Source organism: Micromonospora sp. NPDC023956 (genome assembly GCF_040639195.1).
GTDB lineage: Bacteria > Actinomycetota > Actinomycetes > Mycobacteriales > Micromonosporaceae > Micromonospora.
Genome location: NZ_JBEZZN010000002.1, coordinates 416,433 through 438,291, shown reverse-complemented (window position 1 = coordinate 438,291; position 21,859 = coordinate 416,433). Strand labels below are relative to the sequence as shown.

Genomic DNA, 21,859 nt, shown 5'->3' with positions numbered 1-21,859 from the left:
GTTGCGTCGATTGGTGCGTCGATTTCAAGGAGGGGCCGGTGGACACGGATCTCACCGCTGCCTACGACCGGTGCCGTGAGCTGCACAGACGTCACGGTCGCACCTACTATCTCGCCACCCGCCTGCTCCCCGCGTGGAAACGGCGGCATGTACACGCTTTGTATGGCTTCACCAGGTACGCCGACGAGATCGTCGACCGCACCGAGGAACTACCCCCCGCCGAACGCGCCACACGCCTCGAGGAGTGGTCCGCCCGCTTCCTCGCCGGTCTGCACGGGGAACCGGTGGACGACCCGCTGCTGCCGGCGGTCCTGCACACCATCGCCGTCTTCGACCTGGACCGGGCCGACTTCGTGTCGTTCCTGCGCAGCATGACGATGGACCTGACCGTCACCTCGTACCGCACCTACGACGACCTGCTCGACTACATGGAGGGCTCGGCCGCCGTCATCGGCACGATGATGCTGCCGATCCTCGGCAGCACCGACCCGGCCGCCGCCCGGGAACCGGCCCGGCAGCTCGGCCTGGCCTTCCAGCTCACCAACTTCGTCCGGGACGTCGCCGAGGATCTCGACCGGGGCCGCACCTACCTACCCGACGAGGACCTGGCGAAGTTCGACGTCACCCGGGACGACCTGCTCGCGGCGCGGGCCCGGGGCCGGAGCACGCCGAGGATCCGGGACCTCGTCGAGTACGAGGTGAGCCGCGCCCAGGCCCACTACGAGGCCGCCGCACCCGGGGTCGTCCTGCTCCACCCCGGCTCGCAGGCGTGCATGCGGACCGCGTACGCCCTCTACGGCGGCATCCTCGACGAGGTGGCCGGCCAGGGGTACGACGTGTTCGTCCGCCGGGCGCTCGTACCCCGGCGGCAGCGGCTGTCGGTGGCGGCGGGGGCGCTGCTCACCCCGACCGGCACCCCGGTCACCGTCCCCGGCCCCCGGACGGAGTCCGGGTGAACGGCCGTACCGCGATCGTGCTGTTCACCCGCGACCTGCGGGTGCACGACCACCCGGCGCTCGCCACCGCCGCCGCGGCGTTCGACCGGGTCGTCCCCCTGTACGTGCTCGACCCGGCCCTGGCCGACCTCTCCGCCAACCGGACCCGCTTCCTGCACCAGTGCCTCGCCGACCTGCGTGCATCGCTGCGCCGGCTCGGAGGCGACCTGGTGCTCCGGCACGGCGACCCGGTGGCGGAGACGATCAGGCTGGCCGGTGAGGTGGGCGCCGAGGCCGTCGGGCTCTCCGCCGACGTCAGCCGGTACGCCCGTCGCCGGGAACGCCGGCTGGGGGTCGAATGCGAGCGGCACCGGCTGCATCTTCGGCTCTTTCCCGGCCTCACCGTCGTCGAGCCCGGGGCGCTGCGACCGGCCGGCGGCGGCGACCACTACCGGGTGTTCAGCCCGTACCACCGGGCCTGGCTCGGCCTCGCCCGCCGCGCGGAACTCGCCGTGCCGCACCGGATCACGCTCCCCACCGGGGTACCCGTCGGTCGGCTCCCCGCGCTCCCGGCCGGCGAGTCGCCCGACGCCGCGCCCGGCGGGGAGAGCGTGGGCCGCCGCCGGCTCGGCGACTGGCTGCCGACCCTCGACCGGTACGACGACCTGCACGACGACCTGGCCGCCGACGGGACCAGCCGGCTCAGCCCCTACCTGCGCTTCGGCTGCGTCTCCCCGCTGGCCGTGGCGAACCGCGCCGGGGGCCCGACCGGGCCGTTCGTCCGGCAGCTCTGCTGGCGGGACTTCTTCTACCAGGCCACCGCCGCCTTCCCGGACATGGCGCACCGGGCGTACCGGCGGGGCGCGATCGAGGCCTGGCGGGACCAGCCGGAGGCCCTGGCCGCGTGGACCGAGGGCCGCACCGGCATGCCGATCGTGGACGCCGGCATGCGGCAACTGCGCGCCGAGGGGTGGATGCACAACCGGGCCCGGCTGATCACCGCGTCCTACCTGACCAAGCAGCTCGGCCTCGACTGGCGGGCCGGGCTGGCGGTCTTCCACCGCTGGCTGCTCGACGGGGACATCGCCAACAACGCCGGCAACTGGCAGTGGGTGGCCGGCACCGGCAGCGACACCAAGCCGTACCGCCGGTTCAACCCGGTGCGCCAGGCCGAACGGTACGACCCGCACGGCGTCTACGTCCGTCGCTGGCTGCCCGAACTGGCAGCCGTTCCGGACCGGGCCGTACACCACCCCGCCCCTCCGCCCGACTGAGAACGGGGCCGAGGCGGAGGTGCGTCAGCCCAGCGGCGCTGCCGGTGTGTCTCGGGCAGGCCGGGGCGTGGTGCCGCTCCGGCGTCGGCGGGGCACCTCTCCGGCGTCTTCGCGCCGGGCTACAGGCAGGAGTGCAGGGCGTCGACGAGCGCCTCGACCCGGTCGAACCCGGCCAGTCGCGCGGTGGTGTACGCCAGCGTGTAGCCCCGGACCGGGTCGGCCCAGGCGCAACTGCCACCGATCCCGCCCATGCCCCAGCTCCCGTCCTCCTCGTACTGCATGCCGAGGGTCCACCGGGTACGGCTCTCCAGGAGCAGGTCCGGGCCGTCGTACTGCACCCGGGTCGCCTCGGTCACCAGGTCGGGGGTGAACAGGCGTACCCCGTCGAGGGTGCCGCCGGCCAGCAACCCGTCGTAGAGCCGGGCCAGGCCGGTCGAGGTGGCGTGCAGGTTCACCGCCGGGATCTCCGCGCCGCGCCAGAGTGGGCTGTTCAGCACCGCCAGGTCGAGGCAACCGGCGGGGTTGGCCAGCGCCCGTTCCCGCAGCGATCCGGTCCCGCCCAGCGTGGTCACCGGCCAGCCCGGCACCCCGTACGAGAGGTCGGCGCAGCGCCGCTGGTCGGCGGCGTCCAGCCCGAAGCCGAGGTCGAGACGCCACGGCCCGGCGATCTCCTCGGCGAGGAACCGGCCGACCGACCGGCCGTCGACCCGGCGGACCAGTTCGCCGACGAGGTGCCCGTACGTCAGCGCGTGCTCGCCGGCGACGGTGCCCGGCTCCCACTCCGGCTCGGCGGCGGCGAGGTCGCCGGTGAGCAGTGCCCAGTCGCCCAGCGCGGCGGCCGGCCGGGGCACCGGGAAGACCGGCAGGCCGGCGGTGTGGGCGAGCACCTGCCGGACGGTGGCCGGGGTCCGGAACTCCGGCCAGTGCCGGGTCACCGGGTCGTCCAGGTCGACCCGGCCCCGGTCGACCAGGAGCAGCAGGCAGAGGGCGGCCACCGGCTTGCCGACGGAGTACACGTTGACCAGGGTGTCCGGTCGCCACCCGGAGGCACCGGCACCGGCGGCGGCCAGGTCGATCACCGGCTGGCCGTCGTACCGCACGGTCAGTGCCGCGCCGGTCTCCCGGCCGGAGTCGAACAGATCCCGGAAGCAGTCGTGGACCGCCGCGAAGCGTGCGCGCATCGAGCCACGGTAGGGCGTGCCGCGGCGGTTCCGCGCGGGTATTACCGGTGCGGCCCGGATCCGGTCGCACCGGGACCGCCGGGCCGGTCCGACGTGCGCCCTCCCGGTGGTCCGCCGCGATGGCTGGGGGATGCTGTCGGGATGACGCAGCCGCAGCAGGTGGACGTGGTCGTGATCGGGCTCGGGGTGGGCGGCGAGGAGGTGGCCGGGCGGCTCGCCGAGGCGGGTCTCGACGTCGTCGGCGTCGAGCGGGGGCTGGTCGGTGGCGAGTGCCCGTACTGGGGCTGCATTCCGAGCAAGATGATGATCCGGGCGGCGAACGCGCTGGCCGAGGCGCGGCGGGTCGACGGGCTGGCCGGGTCGGCCGAGGTCCGGCCGGACTGGGCCCCGGTGGCCCGCCGGATCCGCGAGGAGGCGACCGCCGACTGGGACGACACCGCCGCCGTCGCGCGCTTCACCGGTAAGGGCGGCCGTTTCGTCCGGGGCACCGGACGGCTGGCCGGCCCGGGGCGGGTCGCCGTCGGCGACCAGGTCTTCCGGGCCCGGTACGGGATCGTGGTGGGGGTCGGTACCCGGCCGTCGGTGCCACCGGTCGACGGATTGGCCGGGACGCCGTACTGGACCAACCGGGAGGCGATCGAGGTGGCCGAGCTGCCGGCGTCGCTGCTGGTGCTGGGGGGCGGCGCGATCGGGCTGGAGCTGGCCCAGGTGTTCGCCCGGTTCGGGGTGCGGGTGACCGTGGTCGAGGCGTCCGACCGGGTGCTCGCCGTCGAGGAGCCGGAGGCGTCCGAGGTGGCCGCCGCCGCCCTGCGCGCCGACGGGGTGGAGATCCACACCGGCGTCCGGGTGGAGCGGATCGACCACGACGAGGCGACCGGGTTCGCGCTGCGGGCCGGTGACGGTGCCCGGTTCACCGCCGAGCGGCTGCTGGTGGTCACCGGCCGGCGGGCCCACCTGGACGAGGTGGGGCTGGACACCGTCGGCCTCGACGGCGGGCAGCGCTACCTGCCGGTCGACGACCGGATGCGGGCCGGCGACGGGATCTGGGCGGTCGGCGACGTCACCGGCGAGGGGGCGTTCACGCACATCGCGATGTACCAGGCGGAGATCGTCGTCCGCGACCTGCTCGACCGGGTCGGCCGGGTCCCGGGCGCGCCGGACGCCAGCGGCACCGCCGGCGCGGACGGCGTCGCCCCGGAGGCGGCCGGTGGCGTGCCCCGGGCGGACTACCGGGCGCTGCCCCGGGTCACCTTCACCGACCCGGAGGTGGGGGCGGTCGGGTTGACCGAACGGCAGGCCCGGGACCGGGGGTTCGACGTCCGGGTCGGCTTCGCGCCGCTCTCCTCGTCCACCCGGGGCTGGATCCACCGGGTCGGCGACGACGGGTTCGTCAAGCTCGTCGCGGACGCCGAACGGGGCGTACTGATCGGCGCCACGTCGGTGGGCCCGGCCGGCGGGGAGGTGCTGTCCGCGCTGGTGGTGGCGGTGCACGCGGCCGTTCCGGTGGACCGGCTCCGGCACATGATCTACGCGTACCCGACCTTCCACCGCGCCATCCTGACCGCCCTGGCCGACCTGGCCTGACCCGGCCCGGAGGTGGGACGTGCCGCCGCTGGAGGGCCGGCTAGCCTTGCGCGGTGCCGAAGAACCCTCTCTCCCTCCGGCGGTTCCCCGGTCCGGTGCGGACACTGCTGAGTTGCCTCACCGCAGTGGCGTTGGCCGCCACCGGGATCTACCTGGTGGGTCCGTGGTCGAGCGGGTCGCCCGTGCCGACCGGTCGGCCCCGGCCGGTGGGTGCTCCGGTCGAGGTGCCCGGCCGTACGGTCACCGTGCTCGGCGCGGGTGACATCCTCGTCCACCCGGAGTTGTGGGACCAGGCCCGGCGGGACGGCCGCGGGCAGTTGGACTTCGCGCCGATGCTGGCACCGGTCCGCTCGGCGGTGGAGAGCGCGGACCTGGCGCTGTGCCACCTGGAGACCCCGGTCGCGCCGCCCGGCGGCCCGTACATCGGCTTTCCGCGGTTCAGCGTGCCCCGGGAGGTGGCGCAGGGCATCAGGGCCGTGGGGTACGACGGCTGCTCGACCGCCTCGAACCACAGCATCGACCAGGGCTACGACGGGGTGAAGCGCACCCTGGACGCGTTGGACGGCGCCGGGCTGGGGCACACCGGCACGTACCGCACCGCCCGTGACGCCACCCGGCCCCGGATCTATCCGGTGGACGGGGTGCGGATCGCGCACCTGAGCTACACCAAGAGCTTCAACGGGCTGCGCCCGGCGTCCGGGCAGGCCTGGATCGCCAACCTGATCGACACCGACAAGATCAAGAAGGACGCCGCGCGGGCCCGCGCGGCCGGTGCGGAGATCGTCCTGGTCAGCCTGCACTGGGGCACCGAGTACGAGCACGAGCCCGACGCCGACCAGCAGACCTGGGCCCGGGAGGTGGCGGAGCTGCGCAACGTGGACCTCGTCTTCGGTCACCACGCGCACGTCGTCCAGCCGGTCGAGCGGATCGGCGACAAGTGGATCGTCTACGGGATGGGCAACCAGCTCGCCCGGCACGCGGAGCCGGTCAACGCCAACCGCGACGGGGTCATGGTTCGGGTGACGTTCGGACCGGCCACGGCGACGAAACGGTGGAAAGTGGTGGCCGTCGAGGCACTACCCACGTTTGTGGACCTGAACCCCGACATCCGTCTGATCGACCTGGAACGGGCCTTGGCCGATCCCGCCCTGCCCCCGGGGCGTCGGCGGATCTACGAGGCGGCCGTCGAGCGTATCCAGGGGAATCTGCTGACGCGGGCGGCCGGCGAGGCCGGTCTGGTGGTGCGCGGAACGGGAGGATGAGCGACCTGCCCCGCCCGTCCCGGGGGCCCGGAGCGGCGCCCGACCCACGTCTCGTTGTCCGCGAGTATTGCTAACATTCGGCCCGCCGTCTGCTGTCCCAGGTCAGTGGCCTACGGCTGAGGTACGGGTGGATGTCACGGGGGAAGGCGAACGGTCGTGTCAGTGATGCCTGGGCACTTTCCGCACCCGCGCGGCGGTGGCGGACCGGACGACCGGGAGCAGCTCCTGCTCTGGCGGCGTCGGGCCCTGGAACAGCAGCTCCCGGCGGCGGCCTTCCCGGCCGGCAGCGGCGCGCCGTCCCTGATCTACCTCTGGGCCTCGATGTTCGTCGTCGTCGCGGTGGTGCTCGGGTTCGCGCTCAACGCCCAGCGGGGCGTCCTGCCCGCGGTGATCGACTCGCAGCGCGACGTGGTCACCAAGCTGGCGTCCACCATCTCGGTGGCCACCCGCGCCTGGTCCGACGAGCTGGACCGTGCGGTGGCCGGTCGGGGGACCGGCACCGACGCCGAACTGCTGGCGCGGGTGGTCGGCGACGGCACCTCGGTCAGCGGCGCCGCCGTGCTGGACACGGCGTCCCGGCGGTCGCTCGCCGCCAAGGGCACCGCCGTACCCGCCGACCTGCTCCCCGCCGAGATCCCGCTCGACTCGGCGTTCGGGGTGACCATGCCGGACGGGCCGGTGGTGCTGCGCGCGTACCGGCTGGACGGGACCCGGACGCTGGTGGCACTGCGCCCGCTCACCCTGCGCAACCTGCGGCTGAACCCCGACGCGGGGCACGGCGTCCACGTGCTCACCCGCGACGGCAGGACGAGCCTGATGCAGGGGGCCAACGCGGTCGGTGAGGAGCACCTGCCTGTCGTCTTCGAGGGCCTGGCCGAGACCACCTCGCGGCAGAGCCGCGAGGTGGTGATCAAGGAGTGGCCGGACCGGAGGCTGATCGTGTCCTCCGCGCCGGTCGGCGACACCGGCCTGGTCGTGGTCTCGCTGCTGGCCGCAGAGGTCACCGGGGGCGCCTCGCTGCGCACCGGGCTGCTGCTGGGGCTCACCCTGCTGATGTTCGCGGTGCCGAGCTTCCTGCTCATGCGGGTGTCGCTGGTCCGTCCGATCCGGGTCCTGCTCGCGCAGGCCAAGGCGGACGCCTGCGGCGGCCTCACCCCGCACCGCCGACCGGCCCGGATCGCCGAGGCGCACCGGATCGCCCGGGCCCTCGCGCTGACCTCGGGGGACCGGCCGCCCGCCGCGCGCCGGTGGCGGCCCACCGTCCTACAGGGGCTGACCGTCGCGATGGTGGTCGCGCTGCTCTGGCCGGCCGGGGCCGTGCTGCTGGCGCTCCAGACCCCCGCTCCCACGGTGCCGACGCAGCTCGTCCGGGACCAGGAGAACCGGGCGGAGGAAGCGGCCGTCGCGTTGGGCAGCGCCCTCGACGCCGGGCTGGGGACGGTGTCCCGGACCTCCCGGTCGGTCGACCCCGACGACCGGGAGCGGACCGCCGGGGCGCTGCGCCGGGAACTCGCCGAGGAGAGCCGGCTCCGGGCGCTCTACCTGGTGGACCGGGACGGGAAGGTCGTGGTCTCGGTGGGACGGGAACCGCTGCGTACGGCCGAGCCGCTCCCCGGCGAGGTGGGCGTCCACCTCGACGAGGCCGTCTCCCGACTGCCCGTGGTGTTCGCCTACAACCTGCGCTCCGACGGCTTCGCGGTGGTGGGCGAGTTCGACCCGGACCGCCTGGTCGGGCTGGTCCGGCGGGTCGACGGCCGGGTCCGGGTGGTGGACGCCGAACTGCGCACCATCCTCGACTCGGAGGGCTTCCGGGCGTACCAGCCGATCGGGGAGGACCTGGTCGCCTCGGCGGCGGTCGAGGCGCTGCCCGGCAACACCGTCGGCCGCTCGACGACCGCCGACGGGGCTCCCGCCCTGGTGGCCGCGTCCGGACTGACCGCACCGGCGACCGTGGCCCACCTGGAGTGGTCGGTGGTCGTGGAGCAGGACATCGCCGCCCTGCGCCTGCCGGAGATGGTGGAACGGCGGTGGACGCTGCTGGTGGCCGCCGCGATGGTGGGGATCATCCTGCTCACCCACATGTGGCAGCTCTACATCTACGTCCGGCCGCTACAGCGGCTGGCCCGCTTCGCCAACCGGATGAGCCGGGGCGAGATCGACGTGCCGGTGCCGCCGCAGCGCCACGACGACATCGGCGCGGTGGCGATGTGCCTGGAGATCTGCCGGCAGGTCCGGCACACCGGCTCCGCCCGGTTCGGTGGCGCCATCCGGATGCGCGGTTCGGAGCTGAACCGGACGACGGTCCTGCCCCGGGTCCGGCGGCCGCTCCCCGCTCGGGCGAAGAAGGGCTGAGATGTTCTACCTCTACACCGTCTACGCGCTCTGCTGTCTGTCGCTGCTCGTCGCCGGGGTCATCGAGCAGCGCAACCACTACCGCAACCTCGACCGCATCCCGCACCGGGTGCTGGTGAACGGGATCCGGGGCAAGAGCTCGATCACCCGGCTCTGCGCCGGTGCGCTGCGCGGTGGCGGCAAGGTGGTGGTCGCCAAGACCACGGGCACCGCCGCCCGGTTCATCTTCCCGGACGCCAGCGAGGAGCCGGTGCACCGGAAGTTCGGCATCGCCAACGTGGTCGAGCAGATCGGCATCGTCCGCCGGGCCGCCGTCTATCACCCCGACTCGCTGGTCATCGAGTGCATGGCGGTGATGCCCGCACTCCAGGAGATCAACCAGAGCAAGCTGATCCGGTCGAACATCGGGGTGCTCTGCAACGTCCGGGAGGACCACCTCGCCGAGATGGGACCGACCCTGGACGACGTGGCCCGGTCGCTGAGCCGGTCGATGCCGGTGGGCGGGATCTGCATCACCGCGGAGCGGGACCGGCTGGCGATCCTCGAACAGGAGGCCGCCCGACGCGACTGCCGGTTGATCGCGGTCGACCCGGAGTCGGTCAGCGACCGGGAGATGGCCGGCTTCGGCTGGATCACCTTCAAGGAGAACGTGGCGATCGCGCTCGCCGTGGCCGAACAGCTCGGCGTCGACCGGCGCAGCGCGCTCGCCGGGATGTGGTCGGCTCCCCCGGATCCGGGTGTCCTCTCGGTGGCCCGGGTGCTGTACGAGGGTAAGCGGGTCCGCTTCGCCAACATCTTCGCCGCCAACGACCCCGAGTCCACCTTCATGAACATCGAGCAGCTCGAGCGGCAGCGGCTGATCGGACGGCCGCTCACCATGGTGATCAACTGCCGCCCGGACCGGGTGGAACGCAACGGCCAGATGGGCGCGCTCTCCGGCCGCATCAAGCCGCAGCGCATCGTGCTGATCGGTGAGATGACCCGCAGCGCCCGGGTGACCGTGCCCCCGGATCTCCAGGAACGGGTGGTCGACCTCGGCGGGAAGCTGCCCCCGGAGCGGTTGCTCGCCGACGTGATGACCGCCACCTCGGCGGACGCGTCGATCGTCGCGGTGGGCAACATCCACGGTCAGGGCGAGGTGCTGCTGCACGAGCTGGCCGCACTGCCCAGCTGGAGTCCGCAGGGACAGGCCGGGTCCGAATCGATGCTGCGGACGCCGACCGTGCCGGGGTTCGACAACGATGACGAGACCGTGCTGTTGGAAAGGATCCGTCGGTGACCTTCGGAGGAGAGCTCAGCGCGCAACTCGCCACCGCCTGCCTCGGCATCGGACTGGTCTTCGCGCTGCTCTGCTATCTGACCACCAACCTCTCGCCGGGCGGCATGATCACGCCGGGCTGGATCGCGTTGGCGTTGATCGAGGACCCGCTCCAGGCGGGCGTGATCGTGGTGATGACCGTGGTCACGTACGGGCTGACGCTGCTGATGCAGCGGGTGGTGATCCTCTACGGCAAGCGGCTCTTCGCCGCGATCGTGCTGCTGAGCGTCTTCCTCCAACTGACGCTCTTCGTGATCGTGCAGAAGGACCTGCCGCTCCTCTTCGCCCACCAGACCCTGGGCTTCGTCGCGCCGGGGCTGATCGCCTACCAGCTCGTCCGACAGCCACCGAAGGCAACCGTCGTGGCCACCGCGATCGTCACCGCGATCACCTACGGCGTCGCGTTCAGCGGCGTCGTCGCCGGCCTCGTCCCGGTCACCTGACCGGCCGAAACCGAGGAACAGCCGATGAACTACCGGACCTACTCCCGGACCCAGGCCGCCCTGGTCACCCTCGCCGCGTTCGCACTGCTGACCGGGGCCGGCTTCGTCACCTACCTCGTCGCCCGCCCCTCCACCGACCGGATCGTGCTGTCGCTCGGAGCCGCCGCCGTGCCGCAGAGCGTGGTCCGGGCCGACACCGGGCACAGCTACCGTCGGCTGAGCGCTCCCGACCGGACCCAGATCGTCGACGCCTCGGGGCAGGTTCTCGCCACCATGACCGACGGAGCCCGGACGGTGCACCTGCACGGGCCGGAGCGCACCTTCGCGGAACCCCGGTTCACCAAGGCCAGGGTGCACACCGACCTGTGGGTGCGGCTCGCCCCGAAGGAGTGGTACGCCGGCGCGGAGCAGGACGCCTGGTTCACCACCTGGTTCACCAGGGCGCGCGCCGACCGCTCTCCGGACGTGCTCGGGGTGGCCATGGAGTACACCTACGTCTCGTCGCCGAAAAAGGACGATCAGGGCCTGCAGTACTCCGGCGACGCCGCCTTCGGACCCCTCTCCGACAAGGATCCGGACGGCCGGGCGGAGAACTCCGACTTCTACGACTACCTCGGGATCCCCTGGACCTTCCCCGACAAGAAGGAGAAGCCGGCCGCCGCGCACATCCGTAGCCTCGACTGCTCGGGGTTCCTGCGGATGGTCTACGGCTACCGGCTCGGCTACCCGCTGCGCGGGACGAACGAGGCGGGCCCGGGGCTGCCCCGGCGGGCGTACGCCATGGCCTCGGTGGGCCCCGGCGCCCAACTGATGCCGAACACCGGCAGACGGGCCCGGGAACTGGACCGGTTGCTCCCCGGGGACCTGCTGTTCTTCAACGCGGGGCCGGTGCAGGGGACGCACATCGAGCACTCCGGCATGTACCTCGGCGTGGACGACCGGGGGCACCACCGGTTCATCTCCAGCCGTACCACCGCCAACGGGCCGACCATGGGCGACCTGGGCGGCGAGTCGACGCTCGACGGCACCGGTTACTGGGCGACCCGGTTCCGTACCGCCCGGCGGGTCTGACCGAGGTCCGGGGCCGCCGGTCCGGTCGGGAGAGGTCGCCGGCCGGCGTGCTCCGGCGGGGCGGGACGATCTGCCCGCCGGCAGGACTCGGCGGGGCGGGGTGGACCGCCGGCCGGGAGGACTCGGCGGAGCGGGACGGTCAGCCCCGCAGCCGCTCCGCGAGCACCTGGGCGACCATGTCCCGGGCGACCGCGTCCCGGCGCACCGACCAGCTCAGTTCCAGGTGGACGAAGGCACCGTCCAACCCGTCGCTGGCCCGGCCCTGCACGTTCCGGGTGCCCTCCAGCTGACCGCACTTCTGCGACCAGGCCCGGCAGGTGTTCAGCCCGCTGCGGCTCAGTCCGTCGGCGATCCGGCGGGCCACCTGGCTGCGCGGTGCCGAACCGGTCGACACGACGGCGTCGGCCCCTTCCAGGTTCCGGTCGGCGAAACCGTGCAGCTGGATCTGGTCCAGCCCGCGTCGGGCGAACTCGACCGCCAGGGTGTGGAAGAGCGAGTCGCTGTTGTGCGCCACGTCCGCCGTCCCGCCGGCCGCCTCCCGGTGCGCGCCGGCCACCAGCAGCACGCTGCCCGGCAGTCGCCGGTGCAGGGCGAGCCCGAGCTTCTCCGTGTCCAGGTCGAATGCCGGGTGCGGGACCTGGACCACCTGCCGCGATGCCGCCGACCGGTCGAGCACCAGCGCCCCCCAGGTGCGCTCGTCCGAGCCGTCGGCGAGAAAGACGGTGACCGGGCGTCCGGTGGCCGGGTCGGTGCTCTGCCGCGCCGCGAAGCCCAGACCGGCGAGGAGTTCCTCCTGGCCGGCGTGGTCGTCGGGGTTGTCGATCAACAGCCGGGCCGCCCGGCGGGCCCGGGACCGTTCGTCCGCGTCCGGATCCCGGTACGGGCCGGTCCGGGACAGGCCGGCGGTCAACTCGTCGACGACCTGTGCCGGGTCGAGGTCCGGAAGCGCCGCCGGCGCCGCCGGCTCGTCCCGACCCCACCCGGCGGCGGTGGCGGCGGCGGTGGCGGCAGCCGCTGCTGCGGCGGCGGCGAGGATGACCGTTCGTCTGGTCGGACCGACGACGGAAGCGGATCTTGGCACGTGTGCAGGCTAACCGAACCGGGTCGGGTCGACGGGGCGGGCGTGCCGGCCGGCGCCGGCGGTGAAGGCAGCGACACCGGCCGCCGCCTCGGTCAGCGAATCGAGGCCGTAGGCCAGCTCGACGGCGATCGCCTCCGCCTCCGGGCGACCCGCGCCGGCCCGCACCGCGGCCCGGTCGTTGCGCAGGCAGCGCTGCGGCGCGCGGGCGATCTCGGCGGCCAGCCGCTCGGCCTCCGCGCGGGCCGTACCGGGCTCGACCAGCCGGTTGACCAGACCCATCGCGTACGCCTCGTCCGCCGGCACGGGTCGGCCGGTGAGGATCAGGTCCATCGCCCGACTCTCGCCGATCAGCCGGGGCAGGCGTACCGTGCCGCCGTCGACCAGCGGCACCCCCCAGCGCCGACAGAGGACACCGAGCACCGCGTCCGCCTCGGCGACCCGCAGGTCGCACCAGAGGGCCAGCTCCAGACCGCCGGCCACGGCGTACCCGGAGATCGCGGCGACGACCGGCTTGGTCAGCGACATCCGGGTCGGCCCCATCGGGCCGTCCCCCTCCGACTCCACGCGGTTGCCGCTCGGCGTACCGATGGCCTTGAGGTCGGCACCGGCGCAGAAGCTGCCGCCCGCGCCCCAGAGCACGGCAACAGCGGCGGCCGGGTCGGCCTCGAAGGCGCGGAACGCGTCGGCGAGCGCCCGCGCGGTCGGGCCGTCGACGGCGTTGCGGGCCGCCGGTCGGTCCAGGATCACCGTGGTCACCGGTCCGTCGCGTTCGACCCGCACACCCATCGGACCAGGATGCCCGGCACCGCCCCGCCGCGCCAGACGCCCGGCACCGTCGGCTCCCGGGCCCGTCGTGCCGTGCCGGTCGGATCCCGAGCCCACCGGCCCGGCCGGGGTCACCGCCATCCGGGCCCGCCGGCTTCCAGGGGCCGTCAGGTTCCGGGCCTGTCGGATCCAGGTTCCGGGCCGCCGGTTCAGGTCCGGTCGGGGCGGACCAGGGTGGCGCCGAGTGCGGCACCGACCACGCAGCCCACGCCGAGGAACTGCGGCCAGGTGAGCAGTTCGCCGAGGAGGACCAGACCGACCAGCGCGCCGATCGCCGGTTCGAGACTCAGCAGCACCGCGAAGACCCGGGCCGGCATCCGGCGCAGAGCGGACATCTCCGCCGAGTACGGCAGTACCGACGACAGCAGCGCCACGCCGACGCCGAGGAGCAGGATCCCCGGGTCGAGCAGTGCGCTGCCGCTCCCCGCGACGCCGAACGGCAGCACGGCGAGCGCGCCGACGGCCATGCCGAGGGCCAGCCCCCGGGTGCCGGGTACCCGCTTGCTGACCGCCCCGCCGAACACCACGTAGCCGGCCCAGCCGATCGCGGTGCAGACGCAGAAGAGCAGCCCGAGGCCGTCGACCGCCGTCCCGCCCAGGCCGCTGATCAGCAGGACGCCACCGCCGGCCAGCACCGCCCAGAGCACGTCGAGCAGTCGACGGCTGCCGGCCAGCCCCACCAGCAGCGGCCCGGCGAACCCGATGGTCACCGCCACGCCGAGCGGCACCCGGTGCAGGGCGGCGTAGAAGCTGAGGTTCATCAACGCGAGCATCAGGCCGAACCCGACCACCAGCCCGGCGGTACGCCAACCCAGCCGTAGTCCGGGACGGGCGATCGCGAGCAGGATCAGCGCGGCGAAGCCGAGCCGCAGCGTGGTGGTGCCACCGGGGCTGGTGGTGCCGAACAGGTGCTTGGCCACGGCCGCGCCGAGCTGGGTGGAGAACATCCCGAGCAGCATCAGCAGCGGCGGCGGTACGGCGTCCGGTCGACCGACCACACCGACGAGCCGGGCGACGGCGGTGGTGGGAGGCGGTTGCGGATGACGGAGGGCGTGCGCGTACATGGGTGCAGCATGCCGGCCGACCCGATCGGAGGGCGACCGTAATCCCGTCCTCCGGCTACCATGCTGGCGGCACGACACAGTGAGGTGCCCCGCGTGAGCGGGGAGAATCGGGAAGCCGGTGCGAATCCGGCACGGGCCCGCCGCGGTGACCGGGGAGCCACCGTCCACGCGCGAGCAGCGCAGCCACTGGTCCGGAAGGGCTGGGAAGGCGGACGGCACGGCGTCGATCCGGGAGTCCGAAGACCGGCCTCGCGTCACGCGCCCACCCCTGCCCGGGTGGGCCGAGCGCAGCGGGAGCCTGCCATGGACCTGTACGACGTCATCCACCGCCGTCGGGACGTACGCGCCCAGTTCACCGGGGAGCCGGTGCCCGACGAGGCCCTGCACCGGGTGCTGACCGCGGCGCACGCCGCACCGAGCGTCGGCTACTCCCAGCCCTGGGACTTCGTCGTGGTGCGCGACGACGACACCCGACGCCGGTTCCACGAGCACGTCCGGACCGAGCGGGACGTCTTCGCCGCCACCCTGACGGGGGAGGCGGCCGAACGGTTCGCCCGGATCAAGATCGACGGCGTGTTGGAGTCGAGCCTGTCGATCGTGGTCACCCACGACCAGTCGCGGGGCGGGCCGGCGGTGCTCGGCCGGCACGCCATCGCCGACACCGGCCTCTACTCGACCTGCCTGGCCATCCAGAACCTCTGGCTCGCCGCCACCGCCGAGGGGCTCGGCGTCGGCTGGGTCTCCTTCTACCGGGAACCCTGGCTGGCCGACCTGCTCGACATCCCGCCCGGCATCCGGCCGGTCGCCTGGCTCTGCCTCGGGCCGGTGACCCACTTCGAGGCGGTGCCGGACCTGGCCCGGCACGGCTGGCGGCAGGCCCGTCCGCTGGCCGAGGCGGTCCACCGGGATCGGTGGACGCCGCGCCCCTGAGGCGGTGACGCGGATGTGACCACGTCCGTCGGGTGGGGGCGGCCCGAGCAGGGAGCCGCCCCCCACCCCGGACCCGCTCGTGGCCAGTCGGTCACGGCGCCGGATCCCGGCCCCGTCCGCACGTGCGTCAGGCGGTGGGGAGTTCGTCACCGCCGCCCGGTTTGCGGGCCCCCGGACCGGGAAGTCGGTACGGGTGCGAGCACTCTTGATGAAGATCGAGCAGGCGACGGGGCTGGACCGGGTCGGCGACCGCCTCCAGCGGGCGGTGCAGGCCACCCTCCGCCCACAGCGCGTCCGTGACCTGCTGCACGGCGTGTGGCTGGGGCATCCGCTGCATCCGGCGCTGGTGCAGGTGCCGGTCGGGGCGTGGATCAGCGCCGCCGTTCTCGACGCCATGCCCGGCCAGCGCCGGGCGGCGACCGCGCTGGTGGCCGTCGGTACGGCCAGCGCCCTGCCGGCCGCCGTCACCGGACTCAACGACTGGGCGTCCCTGGACCGAGAGCAGCGCCGGGTGGGGCTGGTGCACGCCGCCTCGAACACCGTCGGGCTGGCCTGCTACGCCGGCTCGCTGGCCGCCCGGTTGACCGGTCGGCACAACCTCGGGCGGACGCTGGCCTACCTCGGCCTCGGCGCGGCGGGTGCCGGGGCGTACCTCGGCGGGCACCTGGCGTACAAGCAGGCAGCACAGGTCAACCAGAGCGTCTCCGAGGCGCACCGGATCCGGGAAGGCTGGCACCCGGTGGCCGACATGGCCACCCTGCCGGACCGGGAGATGGTCACCCGCGAGATCGAGGACGTCTCGGTGATCCTCTACCGGCACGGCGACGACGTCACCGTCATGCTGGAACGCTGCCCGCACCAGAGCGGGCCGCTCGGCCAGGGCGAGGTTCGGGAGATCGACGGTCACCCGTGCGTCGTCTGCCCCTGGCACGGCAGCGCCTTCCAGCTCAACAGCGGCGGCAAGGTCGTCCACGGGCCGGCCGCCAACGACCAGCAGGTCCTCGCCACCCGGGTCGTCGACGGCGTCCTCCAGACCCGCCTCGCCTGACCCGCGCCGAACGGCCCGGTGCTCCGGAGCCGGCGCGGGTCAGAGCCCGAGCAGGACGGGCACCGCGTTGATCGCGCCGTGCACGACGAGCAACGGCCACATCCGCCGGTACCGGGACCACAGGTAACCGAGGAAGAGGCCGGTCACGCCCTGGTTGACCGCGACCGACGCCAGGTCGTCCCCGACCCGGCCGGTGCCCTGGATGCCGACGTGCCAGGCCGCCCAGCACAGCGACGCCAGCACGATCGCCGGCCAGCGCCCCAGGATCGACTCCCAGCGGGTCTGCAACCACCGCCGGTAGAAGACCTCCTCGAGCAGCGCGTTGACCAGGAAGGCCACCACCAGCGTGCCGACCAGCACGGCGGTGTCGACGGTCCGGCCGTAGTCGCTGGTCGGGCGGGCCAGCGGGGTGGCGTAGCTGAGCACGAACCACACCGCCACCGGCAGCACCGGCCCGTACCGGTGGGCCGCGTCGCCGGGCGCTGGCGACGGCCGCCACGTCGGCCGCGACAGCCGGAAGACCAGCACCGGTACGCCGAACAGCAGCGTCACCTTCAGCAGCGTGTACCACGGTTCACCACCGAGCAGCGGCAGGGCGGTGGCGAAGACGACGCCGGCCACCAGCAGCGGCACAGCCTCGCGGTACGGGGCGGCGACCCGGTCCGGCCAGGCCGGCGAGGCGGCCGGCGGAACGAGCCGGACCGCCACGATGCCGACCAGCGCGGGCACCCATCCGGTCCACATCGGTACCGTGCCGTCGTGGTCAGCGGTGTACCGGATACCGCTCTGGCCGGTCGCGACCAGCCAGAGCGCAGCGCCGAGGATCAGGATCCCGCCGAGCAGGAGGACGGTCCGTCCCGCTCCGGGGCGTCGACCCGGTTCCGCCTCGGCCAGCATTGCCGGCACGGTACCAACCGGTTGCGACGGGCGGAGCTAGTCGCGGCGGTGCCGGCCGTTGCCGAGGGCGCGGGTGCCCGCCGACGGGGCCGGCCGACGGCGCAGGCCGAGCACCGCCCCGATCTGCGCGCCGATGATGCTCGCCACGGCCACCACGGCGGAGACGGCCAGCGGCCGGTTGACCCGGTCGTCCTGGCCCGGACGGGCCGCCCCGACGGTCATCGGCGGGGCCTCCTCCTGCGGCCAGTCGGTGGTCGGCGGCTCCGGCGTGACCTGGCGTGGACCCTGGTCAGGGGCCTGCTGGGGAGCCTGGTCCGGCACCTCGTCCGGAACCGGGGAGGCTGGCGGCGGGGTCGGACGCGGGGACGGCTTCTGCACCAGCCGACCGCTGGCGTGCGGTCGGGCACCGCCGTCGTCGGCCTGGTGGGGCAGCCTGATCAACTGTCCCGGGTGGATCCGGTCCGGATCGCCGAGCTTGTTCAGCTTGACCAGCACCCGGTAGCTCTGGAAGTCCTCCAGGTAGCGCTCGGCGACCTCGCCCAGGTAGTCGCCCTTGGCCACCCGGTACACCTGGGTCTGGTCGGTGGTCGTGGTCCGCTCCACCGCGCCGACCACCGGGGCCACGCCCCGGGCCACCGTGGCGGTGGTGACGGGACCCGTCGCCGGCCCCGATGCGGACACGGCGTAGGTGGTGGTGGGGGCCGACATGCCGTAGGTGGCGGTCGCCGCGGTCGCCGCCGGGCTGGCCGCGATGATCAGGGCCACCGAGCCGACCAGCGCCGCCGCCGCCCGTTGCTGGCTGCGCATGCCGGGCAGCGCCGGCGTCGGCCGGCGCAGTACCTGGGAGAAGAGTTCCACCAGGACGGAGAAGGCGAAGGTCGCCCACCCGAACCAGCCGAGCACCGCCAGCGCCCGGAGGAAGAGCTGCCCGTCGTCCCGACTGGTCAGGGCCGTGCCGACGGCGTCCAGCGTGGGCACCTCGGCGGGCAGTGGGTTACCGGCGAGGGCGACGAGGGCGACGGGACCCCCGACCAGTACCGTGCCGAGCACGACGAGCGCGCCGAAGCCGGTGAGGACCTGGCCGGTCCGCCGGGCGGAACGGGATGCGGCCATAACGGCCTTCCTCTCTACGGTCCGGTGATGGCGCGCGCGGTCGCCTCGCCGGAGACGGTCACGGAGTCGGTGAGGTCGAACAAGCCGAGCAGGTACCTGTCGTAGGTGATGCTGAGTCGGACGGTGATGCGCTTCTCGCCGTCGACGACGGGGAAGCTGACCGTGTGGTCGGTGACGCCGGCGGCGGAGAGGTAGTGCCGGACCGCGACGGTGGCGGCGGCCTCGTCGATCTCCTTCTTGCCGCCGTTGATCGCCTGCGCGCGGTCGATGGCCTGGCCGCCGGTGCGGGCCGCCTCGGCGGCGAGGTTGTCCGCCCGGTGCATGGTGCGCAGCTGTCCGGCGCCGTCGAAGGCGAGCCCGATGATCATGAGTACGCCGATCATGCTCACCGCGAGGAAGAGGCTGACCCGCCCCTCGTCCGCCCGGATCGACCACCCGGGCAACCCTTGCGGCGGCGACCGTCGGCTGCTCGGCCTCGGCCCCGGGTGCCGTCGGCGGCTCATTCCCGGCTCCGGTAGCTGTCCAAGGGCGAGGTGAAACGCGCCGACACCAGCCGGCCGGCCGGCATCCCGGGCAGACTCGACAGGTGGATGTCGGCGAACGAGACAGTGCAGCTGACCTGCACGGAGACTGCGGCCGGTTCCCCGGGGGCGGCCTGGTAGGCCGCCCCGAAGCTGGTTGCCCTGCCACCGACCGAGCCGGTGAAGCGGAACGACGGCGGGCCGACGCAGTCCAGTCCCTGCCAGTCGAGCTGTCTCCCGGCGGCGGCGACGGCGGCGTCCCGGCCGGTGCCGGCGTCCCGGGAGATCGAGGCGGCGCGGGCCGCGTCGTGTGCGGCGGCCTGGATCGCCTCCGCTCCCACGGCGGTACGCCCGGCGACCCCGGCGAGCACCATCAGCGCGATGAAGGCCGGGGCGAGGACGGCCACCTCCACCGACACGGATCCCCGCTCGGTGTCCCGTCCGCCCCGCCGACGGCCGGGGAACCGGCGCCCGGCGAACCCCCGGCTCACGGGTCGCCCGCCGTGGTCCAGCGCTCCACCGTGCCGTGGGCGGTCTGCGACACCGACAGGTGCACGCCGGGGACCACGGAGATCGATTTTCCGGTCACCGTGCAGGTGACCTCGGTGGCCGTGGTGACACAGCTCAGTTCCGGCTTGGCCAGCCAGTCCCCGGCGGCGGCGAGGAAGGCGTTGCCCCGCTCCACGCCCGCCCCGGCGGGCGCCTGGTGGACGCGTTGCGCGGTCACCCCGCTCTGGGCGGCGTGCATGGCGGTGCTCCGGGCCAGGAACCAGGCGGCGACCTGGATCGAGCCGAAGAGGAGCAGCAGGATCGCCGGCATCACCACGGCCAGCTCGACCGGGTTGGCCCCCCGGTCGACCCCGCCGGACACGAGCCGGAGCCGGGTGGCGGCGACCACCCGGCGACCGGGGAGAGAGAGGCGTAGGAGCACGTCGGTCAGGGCGTCGACCCGGGGCCCTCGATGGCGTTCATCCAGCCCTCGGCCTTGGTGGCGACGATCGCGGTGACGGTTGCGGCGGCGGCGACCAGGCCGAAGATGATCACTGCGGTGGGGACCGGGCTGTCGCCGCGTTCGCCGTCGCGGCGCAACTCGGCCAGGCGTGTGCTGACCGCCACGTGCAGGTAGGTGAAGAAGGCCATGACGTTCTCCTTGTCGTCGGGATGGCTCACAGTCGGGCGACGAACGGGTAGGCGATGAAGCCGAGCAGCACGAACACCAGCAGCGAGCCGGGGATGTCGAGCCGGCTGGTGATGCCCTCGGCGTGGGCCAGGTTGTCGGTGCGGATCTGGTCGCGCAGCGCGTCGGCGCGACTGCGCAGGGTCTCGTGCACCTGCGCGCCCTCACTGCCGGAGGAACGCATGATCGCGCCCACGTCGCCCAGCTCCGGGATGCCGATCTTGTCGGCGAGGTCGCGCAGCTCGTCCCAGGGTGAGTGCATCTGCATCTGGGCGATCCGCAACGCCTCGCGGATCCGGTCGAAGACCCAGCCGTCGCAGACCTCCGCCGCCCGCTCCAGGGACTGCACCGGCCCGTGCGCGGCGGAGAGTTGCAGGGCGACCAGGTCGAGGTAGGTGCAGACCGCCTGGCGGAACTCCGCCCGCGCCTTGTCCGCCTTCTCCAGTACCGTGCGGTGGGCGAGCAGCGCGGCGAGGAACGCGCCGCCCAGGCTGCCCAGCACCGGGACGACGAACGGCAGCCCCATCCCGAACGTGGACAGCGCGACGGCCAACATGGTCGGCGAGGCCAGCCCGATCAGCGCGGAGAGCAGCACCGAGAGGGCGTACTGCTCGGGGGTCTGGCCGATCAGCGCGAGCTGCCGGTGCGGCGGGCGCAGCCAGCGGGCCGCCCCGGTCAGCCACTCCGGGTTCCGGTCGGCGGACGCGGTCACCGGCCGGGCGGCGGCCGGCGGTTGGTGCAGCCGACGCAACGCCGGTCCCAGCGCCGGGGTGGCCGGCAACAGCTCCCGCACCACCAGGAACACGCCCAGCCCGACGGCCGTGCCGCCGACGACGGCCAGGGTGAGCTGCCAGTTGAGGATCATGCGAGCGCGTCCTCCGGGTCGGGGGCGGGCAGGAAGCGCGCCGGACGCGGAGGCTGGCTCATCGACCGTACCCAGGCCAGCAGGGCGACGAAGAGGCCACCGAGCACCACCATCACCACCTGCCCGGTCGGGGTGCCGTACGGGCGGATGTAGTCGGTGTTCAGCAGCCCGTACGCGATGGTGGCCAGGGTCATCCCGGTGAGGAAGCGGACCGCGAACCGGGGCTGGGTGCGTTTCGCCTCGATCTCCCGGCGGGTCGCCACCTCGGCCGCCGCCGCCCCGGCGATCGACCCGAGCACGTCGCCGAGGCGCTCGCCCCGGTCGGTGAGGTGCAGGATCAGCGCCGCCACCACCTGGTCGGCGACCGGGTCGCCGATGTCGTCGGCGAAGGCGAGCAGCGCGGGACGGGCCACCCAGCCGGCCTGGAGCCGGGCGGCGAGCAGCCGTACCTCCTCCTCGATCTCCGGGGGCGCGGTGGCGATGGTGCCGACGATGGCCTGCTGGAGGCCCTGGCCGGTGGCGGAGATGTCCTTGAGCCGACGGGTCCACTCGCCGACCGCCTCGATCCGGGCGATGGCCCGCTGTTCGGCCTGACCGACCGAGAAGAGCCACGGCGCGCCGGGCACCGCCACGGCGACCAGCAACCCGACCACGGGCAGTCCGGTGAGCAGGAACGCCAGCGCGCCGGCGACCAACGCCCCCACCAGCAGGGCCTGGTGACGCTGCCGCTCCCGGCGGCTGGTGCCGGAGCCCAGCCAGAGTCGGCGCAGCCCTCTCCCGCCACCCGGTCCGGGGCCCGGCGGGCGGGTGGTGCCGACCAGGGCGACCACCGCCAGCACCAGCCCGGCCACGCAGGCCGCCCCGGAGACCATGGCGATCAGTTCGACGTTGGCGATCACGGGACCACCCCCGGCCCCG

General features: G+C 73.9%; 22 protein-coding genes and 1 riboswitch. Of the genes, 10 read left to right on the top strand and 12 right to left on the bottom strand.

Translation table 11 applies throughout. From position 1 onward, the window contains the following. Nucleotides 1–38 precede the first annotated feature (38 nt). Together AB0F58_RS04485 and AB0F58_RS04480 are read left to right on the top strand one after the other, a co-directional pair. Nucleotides 39–956 (top strand): phytoene/squalene synthase family protein, encoded by a 918-nt coding sequence (locus tag AB0F58_RS04485; protein ID WP_357137761.1) that lies wholly within the window; start codon nt 39–41, stop codon nt 954–956. After that, on the top strand, nt 953–2,209 hold the full coding sequence (locus AB0F58_RS04480; RefSeq protein ID WP_357137758.1) for a deoxyribodipyrimidine photo-lyase: 1,257 nt from the start codon (nt 953–955) through the stop codon (nt 2,207–2,209). The genes AB0F58_RS04485 and AB0F58_RS04480 overlap by 4 nt, the downstream gene beginning before the upstream one ends. A gap of 119 nt (nt 2,210–2,328) precedes the next feature. Here the strand turns inward: AB0F58_RS04480 and AB0F58_RS04475 are convergent, their stop codons facing one another. Then, complete coding sequence (locus tag AB0F58_RS04475) at nt 2,329–3,390, bottom strand: serine hydrolase domain-containing protein (protein ID WP_357137755.1); 1,062 nt, start codon at nt 3,388–3,390, stop codon at nt 2,329–2,331. A 141-nt stretch (nt 3,391–3,531) separates the two neighbouring features. On the opposite strand from AB0F58_RS04475, the gene AB0F58_RS04470 reads away from it, so the two are divergent. From AB0F58_RS04470 to AB0F58_RS04445, 6 genes are all read left to right on the top strand, one after another. Continuing rightward, complete coding sequence (locus tag AB0F58_RS04470) at nt 3,532–4,974, top strand: NAD(P)/FAD-dependent oxidoreductase (RefSeq protein WP_357137752.1); 1,443 nt, start codon at nt 3,532–3,534, stop codon at nt 4,972–4,974. A gap of 53 nt (nt 4,975–5,027) precedes the next feature. Next, entirely contained in the window at nt 5,028–6,236 is a 1,209-nt protein-coding gene (locus AB0F58_RS04465; protein ID WP_357137750.1) for a CapA family protein, read from the top strand. Between the two features lie 165 nt (nt 6,237–6,401). Continuing rightward, nucleotides 6,402–8,588: a HAMP domain-containing protein gene (locus AB0F58_RS04460; RefSeq protein ID WP_357137747.1), complete on the top strand. Its 2,187-nt coding sequence runs from the start codon at nt 6,402–6,404 to the stop codon at nt 8,586–8,588. A 1-nt stretch (nt 8,589) separates the two neighbouring features. Next, entirely contained in the window at nt 8,590–9,867 is a 1,278-nt protein-coding gene (gene pgsB, locus AB0F58_RS04455) for a poly-gamma-glutamate synthase PgsB (protein WP_357137744.1), read from the top strand. Further along, a complete protein-coding gene (locus tag AB0F58_RS04450; protein WP_088981188.1) occupies nt 9,864–10,349 on the top strand; it encodes a poly-gamma-glutamate biosynthesis protein PgsC/CapC in 486 nt (161 codons plus the stop codon). The genes pgsB and AB0F58_RS04450 overlap by 4 nt, the downstream gene beginning before the upstream one ends. Before the next feature lie 24 nt (nt 10,350–10,373). After that, a complete protein-coding gene (locus tag AB0F58_RS04445; protein ID WP_357137740.1) occupies nt 10,374–11,420 on the top strand; it encodes an NlpC/P60 family protein in 1,047 nt (348 codons plus the stop codon). 139 nt (nt 11,421–11,559) lie between these two features. Here the strand turns inward: AB0F58_RS04445 and AB0F58_RS04440 are convergent, their stop codons facing one another. The 3 genes from AB0F58_RS04440 to AB0F58_RS04430 form a co-directional block, all read right to left on the bottom strand. Beyond that, on the bottom strand, nt 11,560–12,501 hold the full coding sequence (locus AB0F58_RS04440) for a hypothetical protein (protein WP_357137737.1): 942 nt from the start codon (nt 12,499–12,501) through the stop codon (nt 11,560–11,562). Between the two features lie 9 nt (nt 12,502–12,510). Then, nucleotides 12,511–13,287 (bottom strand): crotonase/enoyl-CoA hydratase family protein, encoded by a 777-nt coding sequence (locus AB0F58_RS04435; protein WP_357137735.1) that lies wholly within the window; start codon nt 13,285–13,287, stop codon nt 12,511–12,513. Between the two features lie 188 nt (nt 13,288–13,475). Continuing rightward, nucleotides 13,476–14,390, bottom strand: a complete 915-nt coding sequence (locus tag AB0F58_RS04430) for an EamA family transporter (RefSeq protein ID WP_357137732.1) — start codon at nt 14,388–14,390, stop codon at nt 13,476–13,478. A gap of 65 nt (nt 14,391–14,455) precedes the next feature. Next, nucleotides 14,456–14,657, top strand: a riboswitch (cobalamin riboswitch). Nucleotides 14,658–14,693: 36 nt separating this feature from the next. On the opposite strand from AB0F58_RS04430, the gene bluB reads away from it, so the two are divergent. Both bluB and AB0F58_RS04420 read left to right on the top strand, forming a co-directional pair. Continuing rightward, nucleotides 14,694–15,320 (top strand): 5,6-dimethylbenzimidazole synthase, encoded by a 627-nt coding sequence (gene bluB / locus AB0F58_RS04425; protein WP_357137729.1) that lies wholly within the window; start codon nt 14,694–14,696, stop codon nt 15,318–15,320. Between the two features lie 193 nt (nt 15,321–15,513). Next, nucleotides 15,514–16,368, top strand: a complete 855-nt coding sequence (locus AB0F58_RS04420; RefSeq protein WP_357137727.1) for a Rieske (2Fe-2S) protein — start codon at nt 15,514–15,516, stop codon at nt 16,366–16,368. Between the two features lie 39 nt (nt 16,369–16,407). On the opposite strand, the gene AB0F58_RS04415 is transcribed toward AB0F58_RS04420, so the two are convergent. From AB0F58_RS04415 to AB0F58_RS04380, 8 genes are read right to left on the bottom strand one after another with little or no spacing between them, the layout of a single operon-like run. Beyond that, nucleotides 16,408–17,265, bottom strand: a complete 858-nt coding sequence (locus tag AB0F58_RS04415) for a CPBP family intramembrane glutamic endopeptidase (protein ID WP_357137723.1) — start codon at nt 17,263–17,265, stop codon at nt 16,408–16,410. Nucleotides 17,266–17,301: 36 nt separating this feature from the next. Beyond that, nucleotides 17,302–18,378 carry a LysM peptidoglycan-binding domain-containing protein gene (locus AB0F58_RS04410; RefSeq protein WP_357137720.1) on the bottom strand — a complete coding sequence of 359 codons (1,077 nt, stop codon included), beginning with the start codon at nt 18,376–18,378 and terminating at the stop codon, nt 17,302–17,304. Between the two features lie 14 nt (nt 18,379–18,392). Next, nucleotides 18,393–18,821: a pilus assembly protein TadG-related protein gene (locus tag AB0F58_RS04405; RefSeq protein ID WP_357137718.1), complete on the bottom strand. Its 429-nt coding sequence runs from the start codon at nt 18,819–18,821 to the stop codon at nt 18,393–18,395. A gap of 56 nt (nt 18,822–18,877) precedes the next feature. Next, complete coding sequence (locus tag AB0F58_RS04400; protein ID WP_357137716.1) at nt 18,878–19,390, bottom strand: TadE/TadG family type IV pilus assembly protein; 513 nt, start codon at nt 19,388–19,390, stop codon at nt 18,878–18,880. Further along, complete coding sequence (locus tag AB0F58_RS04395) at nt 19,387–19,797, bottom strand: TadE family protein (protein ID WP_357138704.1); 411 nt, start codon at nt 19,795–19,797, stop codon at nt 19,387–19,389. The genes AB0F58_RS04400 and AB0F58_RS04395 overlap by 4 nt, the downstream gene beginning before the upstream one ends. A 38-nt stretch (nt 19,798–19,835) precedes the next feature. Next, nucleotides 19,836–20,039, bottom strand: a complete 204-nt coding sequence (locus AB0F58_RS04390) for a hypothetical protein (RefSeq protein ID WP_357137714.1) — start codon at nt 20,037–20,039, stop codon at nt 19,836–19,838. A gap of 26 nt (nt 20,040–20,065) precedes the next feature. Continuing rightward, nucleotides 20,066–20,938 (bottom strand): type II secretion system F family protein, encoded by an 873-nt coding sequence (locus AB0F58_RS04385; protein ID WP_357138701.1) that lies wholly within the window; start codon nt 20,936–20,938, stop codon nt 20,066–20,068. Further along, entirely contained in the window at nt 20,938–21,813 is an 876-nt protein-coding gene (locus AB0F58_RS04380; protein ID WP_357138698.1) for a type II secretion system F family protein, read from the bottom strand. Before AB0F58_RS04380 ends, AB0F58_RS04385 begins: the two co-directional genes overlap by 1 nt. Nucleotides 21,814–21,859 lie beyond the last annotated feature (46 nt).